Source organism: Kineococcus glutinatus (genome assembly GCF_039542765.1).
GTDB classification, from domain to species: domain Bacteria; phylum Actinomycetota; class Actinomycetes; order Actinomycetales; family Kineococcaceae; genus Kineococcus_A; species Kineococcus_A glutinatus.
Genome location: NZ_BAABIL010000183.1, coordinates 1 through 11,116 on the forward strand (window position 1 = coordinate 1; position 11,116 = coordinate 11,116).

Below are 11,116 nucleotides of genomic sequence, written 5' to 3' on the forward strand. Positions count from 1 at the left end.
GCCGCCTCCTGGGGCCCGTGGCGGCGGGTGCGGCCGGCCGGTGCCGGCTGGGCGGCGACGATGGTCAGGCCGAGCCCGGCCCGGGCGGCGTGCCCGGCGGCGAACCCCAGGGCCCGCGCCGCGCCCTCGGAGCCGTCGATGCCCACGACGACGCGGCCCGCCGTCGCCCACGAGAACGGGGTGAGGTCGTCGTCGGCGTGCTCGGGACGGCGGTCGGGGCGCACCACGACCACCGGGCAGTGCGCCGCCCCCGCGACCGCGACGCTCACCGAGCCCAGCACCAGGCCCGCGAGGCTGCCGTGGCCGCGGCTGCCGGTCACGACGAGGTCGGCGTACTGGGACTCCTGCTGCAGCACCGCGGCCGCCGCGCCGGAGCGCACCTCGCCGCTGACGTGGGAGGCGGGGGCGAGGTCGCCGGCCCGCTCCACGGCCGCGTCGAGGCACGCCTGCGCGGCTTCGCGGGCGGCGTCGAGGACGTTGCCCGCGGTGAACGCCGCCGAGGTGGCCGGTGAGACCGGCGCCCGCACGGCGGCCACGAGGCGCAGGTCGGCGCCGCGGCGCCGCGCGTCCTCCGCAGCCCACTCCAGCGCGCGGTCGGCCTGCCACGAACCGTCCACGCCGACGACGATGGTGCAGCGCTCGCGTCCGCCCACGACTCCTCCCCTCGGGAGAACGGGCCGCCCCGGTGCGGCCCCGTGCCGATCACCATGCGGTGCATCCGCGTCCTGTGCAAGCAGTTCGGGGACATTGGTGCTCCGCACCGGTGGGTGCCGGTGCCCGTCCGCGGGGTGCGGGGCGTGGTGAAGCGGTTCGGTGCGCCTCAGCCGCGGTCGGAGCGCTCGCGCAGCAGGTCGCGGATCTCGGTGAGGAGCTGCACGTCCGCCGGGACCGCCTTCGGCTCCTCCTCCCGGCCGGCGTTCAGCCGCAGGAACAGCCGGTTCATCGGCGTGACGATGAGGAAGTAGACGACGGCCGCGACGAGCAGGAAGTTGATGACCGCGTCGAGGACGTCGCCGAACAGGAAGCCGTCGCGGTTGAGGCTGTCCAGGCTCGGCGCGCCACCGATCGCGGCGATGAGCGGGTTGATGAGCCCGGTGACGACCGCCGTGACGACCGCCGTGAACGCGGTGCCGATGACGACGGCGACCGCGAGGTCGATCACGTTGCCCCGCAGCACGAAGTCCTTGAACCCCCGGATCAGCGACATGGCCCGCACGGTAGGGGCAGCGGCCGCGGTGCGCCGCCCGGGGCCCTCGGCGGACCCGGTGCCGGTCCGTGCACGCGCGCCGGGCCGGGGACGTCGTGACGGGTCGGGTGGTCAGCCGTGGAACTCGACGTAGCCGGTGGCGTCGTCGCGGCTGACGGCCACCACGGGCTCCTCCCGCCGGGCCCGGTCGATCTGGGTCTCCTCCGGTGTCCAGGCCCAGCGGCCGGTGCCGGTGGTGTTGGCGACCTCGACGGCGTCGACGAAGCGCACCGGGTCGCAGCTGTAGGGGCCCGACGCCCACAGCGGGTTGGCCTCCACGATCAGCCACCGCCCCGAGTCGCGGTCCAGCGCGACGTCGAGGGAGCACACCGGTGGGCAGTCCTCGCCCAACGCCTGTACCGCGGTGCGGGCGAAGGCGAGCGCGTCCGCGGAGCGGCCGGAGACCAGGGAGCGGTGCCAGGCCCGGCCGGCGACGCGGTAGGGGCTGCCGGTCAGCACCTGCCCGTCGCGGACGACGAAGCGGTGCTCGTGGTCCAGCCGCAGGATCTGCGGCGTGTACTGCACCCGCATGCTGCCGCCGGCCCCGTCGCGCCGGGCGGCGCGCCGGAAGTCGCCGCTGTCCCAGATCCCGGCGGGGCACTCGACGAGCTTGAGCAGGGCCGGCTTGACGAACATCCGCCCCTCGGGGAGCTGGTCCATCGTCGTGGAGACCACGTGGCGCCCGGTGAGGTCGGGGTCGATCGTGCTGACCCAGTCCCAGGCGGGGGCGAGCAATGCCGGGGCGAGGCCGGCGACGTGCAGGCGGGCGGCGTAGGCGTCGGCCATCCAGAAGACCAACGACCCGTACTCCGCGGCCAGCGGCACCTGGACGCTGTAGGAGAGCAGCAGCCGTCGATCGCCGCGCCCGGGCGCCAGCCGCATCGCGACCGTGCTCGAGCGGGCGATGACGCACAGGGCACGGTCCACGGCGGCCACGGTGCTCGACCGGCCCCGCGCCGTCCAGCCGATCGGCTCCCCGGCGCACGTCGGTGACGGCCGGGCACGCCTAGCGCGCCGCGGCCCGGCGGTCACCCCGTGCCGCGAGGATCACGCCGCCCACCGCCACCGCCACGTGAGCGGTGATCTGGGTGGCGGGGCCTCCCGGCAACCAGCCGAGCAACCCGGCGTTCTCGTGGTCGATGAGCTGCCGGACCGCACCCTGCAGGCCGACGACCAGCAGCACCATGCCGAGGACCAGCATCGATGTGCGCACGATGACACCTCCACGTCGATTGGTACAGTTGCACCATAACGCTGAGTGGTGCAGTCGTACCAGAGGGGATCGTGCGTGCCGCGACAGGTCGACCACGAGGAGCGACGCCGCCACATCGCCGCAGCCGTGTGGCGGTTGGCCGCGGCAGGAGGCCTGGAGGATGCCACGATCCGGCGGGTCGCCGCGGAAGCCGGCGTGCCCGCCCGGCAGCTCCAGTACTACTTCGGCACCCGGGAGGACCTGCTGCTCGGCGCCCTGGACCTGCTCAACCAGCACGGCGAGGCAGAGGCCCGCGAGCGGATCGCCGCACTGGGACCCGCACCCGAGCCGCGCCGGCTGCTGCGCAGCGTCCTGCTCGAACTCCTGCCCCTGGACGAGGGCCGCCGGCGACGGCACCTGGTGCACGCGGCCTACTTCGTCCGCTTCATGGCCGACGAGGCGCTGCGTGACCGCATCCGGGACACACCGCCGGAACTGGAAGACCTGGTCGCCCTCCTCCTGCCCGAGGAGCATCGCGACGAGGCGGAGTTCCTGCTGGCCGGCGCGGCAGGCCTCCAGGGCCAGCTGCTGCTCGGGCACATGAGCGCGCACCGAGCGGTGGAACTGATCGACCGCCAGCTCGACAGGCTGTTCGCACCAGCCGGGTGACCGGTGCGGGCGAACGCCGACCACACCCACGAACCCGGCCACCACCTCCCGCGGCGCAGCCCTGGAACGCCCCCTCGTGGAGCCGCTGGCGGGCCGCTCGGTCGTGCCACGCCGCGGCCGTGGGCCCGGCATCGATGACCGCGGTCGTCACGCCCAGGTACACGGCCCCCACCGGGGTTCCCGCCTCTTCGAGCACGAAGACGTCGTGCCCGTCCACGACGGGCCGGAAGATGTCGCGCTGCTGCTGCTCCTCCCACGGCCCGTAGACCCGTTCCACCAGCTCCCGGTGGGCCGCCTCGTGCAGGTGGAACAACCACTCGTGATCGTCCAGGGTGGCCGGTCGAGGGGTGAGCGGGGTGACGCCCACGGTGCCTTCCGCGTTCTCGGTGCGCGGTCCGGGCACGTCAGTCGTGGATCACCGCCAACCCCTTGCGCTGCAGGTCGGCCAACCCGTCCCGCATCGCCTGGATCTGCTCGGGGGCGTGCCCCACCCAGTCCACGAGCTCACCGATGATCCTCACCGGCTCCCGGGTGCGGTAGGACAGGGTCGGGTTTCCCGGGTACTTCTTGTCCGTCACGTTGGGGTCGTCCTCCAGCGCGCCCGTCGGCTCGACGACGTAGATCCGGCCGGGTCCCTCGCCCACGGCCAGCTCCGCACCCCAGGCGGCCGCGTCCAGCGTCCGGGTCACGTAGACGTGGTTCATCGTCCTGCCGCGGTCGAAGTTCGAGGGGCGACCCGGCAGCAGGAGGTCCCCCGCTGCCAGGTCCGCCTTCGTCCCGTGCAGGAACGCTCCGGACTCGTGCACCTGGAAGGGCTGGGGTCGTGTCGTCTCCACCGCACCAGGGTGGACCACGACGGCCTCCGGAGCCGACCCCCGCGCGCCGCGCCGCCGGTGCTGCGGCAGGGTGGCGGCCGTGGAGGAGCTGCGGGCCGACGTGGCCCTGGTGGGGGTGGGGGCGGCCGGGGGCAGCCTGCTGCGCCAGCTCGTCCGGGGCGGGCGCGCCCGCGCGGGGGACCGGCCGCTGCAGGTGGTGGCGCTGGAGCCGCCGGCGGGGGCGGGGCAGCGCAGCCCGGAGCGGTCGTGGTGCACGTGGGGGCCGCCGGGCTGGCGCCACGACGCCGACGTGGCGCTGCGCTGGTCGAGGGTGCGGGTGGTGGACGCCGCGGGGGGCGCGGTGGACGCCCGGCTGGACCCGGAGGAGTACCGGCTGGTGCGCTCGGGGGACTTCGAGGCGGCGGTCGCGGCGGAGTGCGCTGCGGCGCAGGGCGTCGAGCTGCGCACGGCCGTCGTCGAGGCGGTGCAGGACTCCCCGGCCGGTGCGCTGGTGCGGGCGCGGACCCCGGGCGGCGGGGAGCTGCTGGTGCGGGCGCGCTGGGTGCTCGACAGCCGGCCGCCGGTGCTGCCGGAGCACGTGCCGGCGGGGCGCACCGTTCTGCTGCAGCACTTCCGCGGCTGGCGGGTGCGCTGCCCGGGGCCGGTGTTCGACCCGGGGGCGGCGACGCTGATGGATTTCCGGGTGCCGCAGCCGGCGCGGGGTGCGGCGTTCGCGTACGTGCTGCCGGCCTCGGCGCACGAGGCGCTGGTGGAGCACACGGTGTTCTCCGCCGACGCGTGGCCGGCCGCGGCGCACGAGGAGGCGCTGGGGCGCTACCTGCGCGAGGTGCTGGGGGTGGACGGCTGGGAGGTGCTGGGCGCCGAGGCGGGGGTGATCCCCATGACGGACGTGCCGCTGCCGGCGCGGGCGGGGGCGTCGGTGTTCCGGCTGGGGGCGGCGGCGGGCGCGGTGCGGCCCTCGACGGGGTACGCGTTCGCGGCGGTGCAGCGGCAGGTGGACGCGGTGGTGGCGGCGCTGGCCGCGGGGGAGGAGCCGCTGGCGCCGCTGCCGCACCGGCGCCGGCACCTGGCGATGGACGCGGTGCTGCTGCGGGCGCTGGACTCGGGCGCGGTGGCCGGTGGTGAGCTGTTCGCGCGGTTGTTCGCGCGGGTCCCGGCGCCGGTGCTGCTGCGTTTCCTGGACGGGCGCTCGAGCGTGGCCGAGGACCTGGCGGTGATGGCGGCGGCGCCGCGGGTGGCGATGCTGCGGACGGTGGGCGCGCTGCTGCTGCGGGCCCCGGCCCGGCGGCGCTCGGCCGCCGGGCCCGGGGACGCCCGCGGGGTGCCGCCCGGGCGGTGAGACCAGGGCGGTGCTGCCCGGGCGGTGGGGTTCAGGCGGTGGCGGCGGCCGCGTCGGCGCTGTCGCCGGTGGCGTCGGCCGGGGCGGCGAGGACGGCCTCGACGTCGAGCTGGAGGTCGACCTCGTCGGCGACCACGAGGCCGCCGGTCTCCAGGCGGGCGTCGAACTCGACACCGAAGTCGCGGCGGTTGATGCGGCCGGTGGCGGAGAAGCCGGCGCGGGTGCCGCCGTAGGCGTCGGGGCCGATGCCGGAGACCTCCAGGCGCAGGACGACGGGGCGGGTGACGCCCTTGAGGGTGAGCTCGCCGTCGAGGAGGAAGTCGTCGCCGTCGTGGCGCAGGCCGGTGGAGCGGTAGGCGGCGGTGGGGTGGGTCTCGACGTCGAAGAAGTCGCCGTTGCGCAGGTGGGCGTCGCGGCCCTCGTTGAAGGTGGTGACGGAGCCGACGGCGATGGTGGCCTCGACGCGGGAGCCGCGGGGGTCGGCGGCGGTGACGAGCTCACCGGTGACGTCGCCGAAGCGGCCGCGGACCTTGCTGACGGCCATGTGGCGCACGGTGAAGGAGACCTCGGAGTGCACCGGGTCGATCGTCCAGGTGCCGGCGAGGTAGCCGGGGACGGCGGGCAGGGCGCGGTCGGTGGCGGTGGCCTGCGCGGGGACGGTGGCGGCGGGCTTGCTGCGGAACCACGACATGGCGATCTCCTCAGGTGGTTGTGCGTTCAATTGCTTTGACCGTAGCAGTCATGTGGTTGAAGGTGCAACTAGCTGTGGTCGTTCCCGGCCCCCACCGGCGGGTGCCCACCCGCCGCGCCCGGGTGGGAGAGTGGGTTCCGACCAGGCGCCGCGGCCGTGCGGCCGTCCGCGCGTCCGTGCGATCCTGTGCCGCCCCCGGGTGCCGTACGACCGAGGAGGAACCGTGCCGGCCAGCAGCGCGCCGACCCTGGAGTCCGTCGCAGCGCGCGCCGGTGTCTCCCGAGCCACCGCCGGCCGCGTCCTCGCCGGTTCCGCGCGGGTGAGCCCCGCCGCCCGCGAGGCGGTGATGCAGGCGGCGCAGGAGCTGTCCTACGTCACCAACCAGGCGGCCCGCGCGCTCGTCACCCGCCGCAGCGGGTCGGTCGCGCTCGTCGTGGTCGAACCCGTCGAGCGGTTCTTCTCCGACTCCTACTTCCCGCTCGTCCTCAGCGGCGCGCAGGCGGTCCTCAGCGAGCGGGAGGTGCAGCTCGTCCTCGTCGTGCTGTCCACCCCCCGCGAGCGGGAGCGCTTCGAGCGCTACGCCCGCGGCGGCCACGTCGACGGCGCGATCCTCGTCTCGGTGCACGGCCCGGACCCGCTGCCGCAGCACCTGCGCGACGCCGGCATCCCCGTGGTGCTCTCCGGCCGCCCCTACGACCTCGCCTCGACGGTGCCCTTCGTCTCCGCCGACAACGTCGCCGGGGCCCGCGCCGCGGTGCAGCACCTCGTGGACCGCGGCTGCCGGCACATCGGCACGGTGAGCGGGCCGCTGGACATGCCCCCCGGCCAGGACCGGCTGGAGGGTTTCCGCGCCCAGCTGCGCGCGTGCCGGCGGCGCGTGCCGGCGCGGGCGGTGGCCACCGGTGACTTCACCGCCGCGGGGGGCCGCAGCGCCACCGAGGCCCTGCTGGCGCGCTACCCAGAGCTGGACGGCCTCTTCGTCGCCAACGACCTCATGGCGGCCGGGGCCCTGCAGGCGCTCGCGGCGGCGGGGCGCTCGGTGCCCGGTGACGTCCGCGTCGTGGGCTTCGACGACGCGCCGCTGGCCGGGGCGGCCGTGCCGCCGCTGACCACGGTGCGCCAGCCGGTGGTGGAGATGGGCCGCCACCTCGCGCGCATGCTCCTGGCCATCATCGACGGCGCCGAGCCCGAGGCGTCCGTCGTCGTGCCCACCGAGCTCGTCGAGCGCGCCTCCGCCTGAGCGCGCCCCCGGCCGGCGGGTCCGCCCGCGGGCGGGACCCGACCACGTGGTCGGCATCACGAGTTCACAACGCGGGTTGACACCGGGGCCCTCGCGCCGCGAATGTAATCCGCACATCCGTGAGAGCGCTCCCACATCCAAGTGCCTGTCGAGGAGAGCGCTCCCACGCCGCACCCAGGTCAACGTCGATCCGCCCCGCCCGGGGCCGGTGAGGAGCTCCCCATGCGCACGACCCGGAAGACCACGCTCGCCTCCGTGGCGACCATGATCAGCGGTGCCCTGCTGATCACCGCCTGCGGTGGCTCCAGCGAGGCCGGTTCCACCGACGCCGCGGACGCGAGCGCGGACGGGAAGACGACGCTCACCGTCTCCCTCTTCGGGACCATGGGCTTCGAGGAGTCCGGCCTCTTCGACGAGTACGAGAAGCTCAACCCGAACATCGACATCAAGTACGAGTCCACCCAGGGCGAGTCGAAGTACTGGCCCGCGCTGCAGACCAAGCTGCAGTCCGGCACCGGCCTCGCCGACGTCCAGGGCATCGAGGTCGCCCGCATCGCCGACGTCGTCGCCAACCAGCCCGACAAGTGGGCCGACCTGAGCGAGCTCGCGACCGGCGAGCAGATCCCGAACTACCTGGACTGGAAGGCCGAGGCCGCCACGACCGAGGACGGCAAGGTCGTCGGCCTCGGCACCGACATCGGCCCGATGGGCATCTGCTACCGCAGCGACCTGCTGCAGCAGGCCGGCCTGCCCACCGACCCGGCCGAGCTGGCCGCGCAGCTGACCGACTGGGACGCCTACCTGGAGCTCGGCCGCAAGTACAAGGCCGCCGCCCCCGCGGGCTCGGCGTGGACCGACTTCGGCGGTGGCCTCTACAACGCCATCATCTCCAGCGAGGAGACCATCTACTACGACGAGTCCGGCGAGCCGGTCTGGGACTCCAACCCGGCTGTCAAGGATGCCTTCGACACCGCCGCCAAGGCCGGCCAGGAGGGCCTCACCGCCAAGCTGGAGCAGTTCGAGGACCCGGCCTGGGACCCCGGCTTCGCCTCCGGCGCCTTCGCCACCGTGGCGTGCCCGTCCTGGATGGTCGGCTACATCAAGGGCAAGGCCGGCGACGCGGGCGCCGGCAAGTGGAACATCACCTCGCTGCCCGGCGGCACGGGCGGCAACTGGGGCGGCTCCTACCTCGGCATCCCCGAGGCCTCCGAGAACAAGGAGGAGGCCGCCAAGCTCATCAAGTGGATGACCGACGGCGAGCAGCAGGCCACCGTCTTCAAGAACGTCGGCAACTTCCCGTCCAACCAGCAGGGCATCGAGCTCGTCGGCGACGCGACGGACGAGTACTTCCAGGGCGCGCCCATCGGCAAGATCTTCTCCGACTCCGCCGAGGCGGCGCCGACCCAGATCCTCGGTGAGGGCGACGGCGTCATCAAGACCGCGCTGACCAACGCGCTGCTGTCCGTCGAGGCCAACGGCGTGAGCCCGGCCGACGCGTGGGAGAACGCCTCGGCCGAGATCGAGAACCAGCTCGGCTGAGCGGGCCGGACCCCGGGGCCGGCCGGCGGATCCGCCCGCCGGCCGGCCCCCTCCTGTCCCGCGCAGGACGTCCCGCGGGATCCGCCGACGAGGAGACGACATGACGCTCTCGAGCACCACCGCCCCGCCCGTGCCCCCCGGCCCGCCGCCGCGGGCGGCGGTGCGGGAGACCCCCACGTGGAAGCAGCGGCTGTTCCGCGCGGAGGAGAAGGGGGCGCCGTACGCCTACATCGCGCCGTTCTTCATCCTGTTCATCGCCTTCGGCCTGTTCCCGCTCGTCTACACCGCGTGGATCAGCTTCTACGAGCAGAAGCTCGGCTCGTCGACCTCGACGTGGGTCGGGCTTGACAACTACCGCTGGCTCTTCGAGAACCCGAAGTTCTTCAACTCGCTGTGGAAGACGCTGACCATCGGCCTGCTCTCCACGGTCCCGCAGCTGCTGTTCGCCATCGGCCTGGCGCACCTGCTGAACTACCGGATGCGCGGGCGCACCTTCTTCCGCGTGTCGATGATCATGCCGTACGCCACCTCCGTGGCCGCCGCCACGCTGGTGTTCGCGCAGATCTTCGGCCGCGACACCGGCTTCGCGAACTGGGTGCTCTCCTTCTTCGGCGTCGACGCGATCGACTGGCGCAACGGCGACTGGACCGCGCAGATCGCCATCGCCGTCATCGTCACCTGGCGCTGGACCGGCTACAACGCCCTCATCTTCCTCGCCGGCATGCAGTCGATCTCGCAGGACCTGTACGAGTCGGCGTCCATCGACGGCGCCAACCGGTGGCAGCAGTTCCGGCACATCACCCTCCCGGGCCTGCGCCCCACCATCCTGTTCACCGTCGTCGTCTCCACCATCGGCGCCACGCAGCTGTTCGCCGAGCCGCTGCTCTTCGGCGGCGGCACCGCCGACGGCGGCGCGCTGAACCAGTACCAGACCGTCACGCTGTTCATGTACCAGCAGGGCTGGAGCTTCGGCTTCCTCGGCCGCGCCGCCGCCATCGCCTGGGTGACGTTCCTGATCATCATCCTGCTCGTCCTGCTCAACACCTGGATCGCCCGGATGCGGGACCGCGACCCCGCCGAGGCCGCCGCCAAGCGGGCACGCAAGAACGCTGCGAAGGGGACCGGCCGATGACCGCCACGACGACCTCCGTGCGGCAGGCCGCGATCGCGGCGCCCGCCCCCGCCGGCGGCAAGCGGCGCCGGTACCGCGCGCCCGACCAGGCCGGTGTCCTGACCTACATCGCGCTCGGGATCACGGCGTTCCTCTTCATCGTGCCCTTCTACTACATGATCGTGGCGGGCAGCCGCCCGATGGCGGAGATGAACCAGACGCCGCCGCCGTGGCTGCCGGGGCCGGACCTGTGGTCCAACATGGTCAAGGCCTTCCAGCAGCAGAACATCGGCCTGGCGATCTGGAACTCCCTGCTGACCTCGGTCGCCATCACCGCCGCCACCCTGCTGTTCTGCACGCTGGCGGGCTTCGCCTTCGCGAAGCTGCGGTTCAAGGGCAAGAACGTGCTCTTCGGCATCACCATCGCCACCCTGATGATCCCGCCGACCCTCGGCGTGGTGCCGCTGTACAAGGTCATGTCCGACCTCAAGCTCACCGGCAACCTGTGGTCGGTGATCCTGCCGACGATGGTCACGGCGTTCGGCGTGTTCTTCATGCGCCAGTACCTCGTGCAGACCCTGCCCGACGAGATCCTGGAGGCGGCCCGGGTGGACGGCGCCACCTCCACCCGCGCGTTCTTCAGCATCGTCCTGCCGATCGCCCGCCCGGGCATGGCCGTCCTCGGCATGCTGACGTTCATGACGGCGTGGAACGAGTTCTTCTGGCCGGTCATCGCGCTGAACTCCTCCAACCCCACCGTCCAGGTGGCGCTGAACAACCTGGGCAGCGGCTACGTGCCCGACCAGTCGGTCATCATGGCCGGCACCCTCGTCGGCACGCTGCCGGTGATCGTCGTCTTCCTGCTGATGGGCCGCCAGATCGTCAACGGCATCATGGCCGGCGCCGTCAAGGGCTGAGGTCCGCGCGCCGGACCGGCGCCCAGATCCAGCACCCCGCCCCCGCACCCCAGCCCCGCACCCGAGAGGAGGCGGGCCGTCCCCGCGCGGCCCGACCCGCATGACCACGACACACGAGCGCACCGCGTCCCTGCCCCGGCAGTCCACCGCCGCCCGCGCCTTCCCCGCCGGGTTCGCGTGGGGTTCGGCGACCGCCTCCTACCAGATCGAGGGGGCCGTGGCCGAGGACGGGCGGACCCCGTCGATCTGGGACACCTTCAGCCACACCCCGGGCAGGGTGCTGAACGGCGACACCGGCGACGTGGCCGACGACCACTACCACCGCTTCCGCGAGGA

The 11,116-nt window shown here is 73.8% G+C and carries 13 protein-coding genes; 7 read left to right on the top strand and 6 right to left on the bottom strand.

All coding sequences use genetic code 11. The annotated features are described in order from the left end of the window. From ABEB16_RS07885 to ABEB16_RS07900, 4 genes are all read right to left on the bottom strand, one after another. Positions 1-653: universal stress protein (locus ABEB16_RS07885; RefSeq protein WP_345711713.1), on the bottom strand; the 653-nt coding region annotated here is incomplete at its 3' end. A gap of 167 nt (positions 654-820) precedes the next feature. After that, positions 821-1,201, bottom strand: a complete 381-nt coding sequence (gene mscL, locus ABEB16_RS07890) for a large conductance mechanosensitive channel protein MscL (RefSeq protein ID WP_345711725.1) — start codon at positions 1,199-1,201, stop codon at positions 821-823. 117 nt (positions 1,202-1,318) lie between these two features. Beyond that, positions 1,319-2,173: an ATP-grasp domain-containing protein gene (locus ABEB16_RS07895; protein ID WP_345711714.1), complete on the bottom strand. Its 855-nt coding sequence runs from the start codon at positions 2,171-2,173 to the stop codon at positions 1,319-1,321. A gap of 79 nt (positions 2,174-2,252) precedes the next feature. Further along, positions 2,253-2,459 carry a hypothetical protein gene (locus ABEB16_RS07900; RefSeq protein WP_345711715.1) on the bottom strand — a complete coding sequence of 69 codons (207 nt, stop codon included), beginning with the start codon at positions 2,457-2,459 and terminating at the stop codon, positions 2,253-2,255. A 75-nt stretch (positions 2,460-2,534) separates the two neighbouring features. On the opposite strand from ABEB16_RS07900, the gene ABEB16_RS07905 reads away from it, so the two are divergent. Next, complete coding sequence (locus ABEB16_RS07905) at positions 2,535-3,107, top strand: TetR family transcriptional regulator (RefSeq protein ID WP_345711716.1); 573 nt, start codon at positions 2,535-2,537, stop codon at positions 3,105-3,107. A gap of 404 nt (positions 3,108-3,511) precedes the next feature. Here ABEB16_RS07905 and arr read toward each other — a convergent pair whose 3' ends face one another. Further along, positions 3,512-3,943 (bottom strand): NAD(+)--rifampin ADP-ribosyltransferase, encoded by a 432-nt coding sequence (gene arr, locus ABEB16_RS07910; RefSeq protein WP_345711717.1) that lies wholly within the window; start codon positions 3,941-3,943, stop codon positions 3,512-3,514. Between the two features lie 79 nt (positions 3,944-4,022). Between arr and ABEB16_RS07915 the strand changes: the two genes are divergently transcribed. Next, positions 4,023-5,282 carry a lycopene cyclase family protein gene (locus ABEB16_RS07915; protein ID WP_345711718.1) on the top strand — a complete coding sequence of 420 codons (1,260 nt, stop codon included), beginning with the start codon at positions 4,023-4,025 and terminating at the stop codon, positions 5,280-5,282. 31 nt (positions 5,283-5,313) lie between these two features. Here ABEB16_RS07915 and ABEB16_RS07920 read toward each other — a convergent pair whose 3' ends face one another. Then, positions 5,314-5,973, bottom strand: a complete 660-nt coding sequence (locus tag ABEB16_RS07920; protein ID WP_345711719.1) for a YceI family protein — start codon at positions 5,971-5,973, stop codon at positions 5,314-5,316. 223 nt (positions 5,974-6,196) lie between these two features. Here ABEB16_RS07920 and ABEB16_RS07925 point away from each other — a divergent pair, with 223 nt between their 5' ends. The 5 genes from ABEB16_RS07925 to ABEB16_RS07945 all read left to right on the top strand — a co-directional run. Next, on the top strand, positions 6,197-7,213 hold the full coding sequence (locus tag ABEB16_RS07925) for a LacI family DNA-binding transcriptional regulator (protein WP_345711720.1): 1,017 nt from the start codon (positions 6,197-6,199) through the stop codon (positions 7,211-7,213). A 222-nt stretch (positions 7,214-7,435) separates the two neighbouring features. Beyond that, positions 7,436-8,752 (top strand): ABC transporter substrate-binding protein, encoded by a 1,317-nt coding sequence (locus ABEB16_RS07930; RefSeq protein WP_345711721.1) that lies wholly within the window; start codon positions 7,436-7,438, stop codon positions 8,750-8,752. Positions 8,753-8,852: 100 nt separating this feature from the next. Beyond that, on the top strand, positions 8,853-9,884 hold the full coding sequence (locus tag ABEB16_RS07935) for a carbohydrate ABC transporter permease (protein WP_345711722.1): 1,032 nt from the start codon (positions 8,853-8,855) through the stop codon (positions 9,882-9,884). Beyond that, complete coding sequence (locus ABEB16_RS07940; RefSeq protein WP_345711723.1) at positions 9,881-10,780, top strand: carbohydrate ABC transporter permease; 900 nt, start codon at positions 9,881-9,883, stop codon at positions 10,778-10,780. Before ABEB16_RS07935 ends, ABEB16_RS07940 begins: the two co-directional genes overlap by 4 nt. A gap of 100 nt (positions 10,781-10,880) precedes the next feature. Continuing rightward, positions 10,881-11,116 (top strand): family 1 glycosylhydrolase (locus tag ABEB16_RS07945; protein WP_345711724.1); only part of this gene is annotated, 236 nt, incomplete at its 3' end.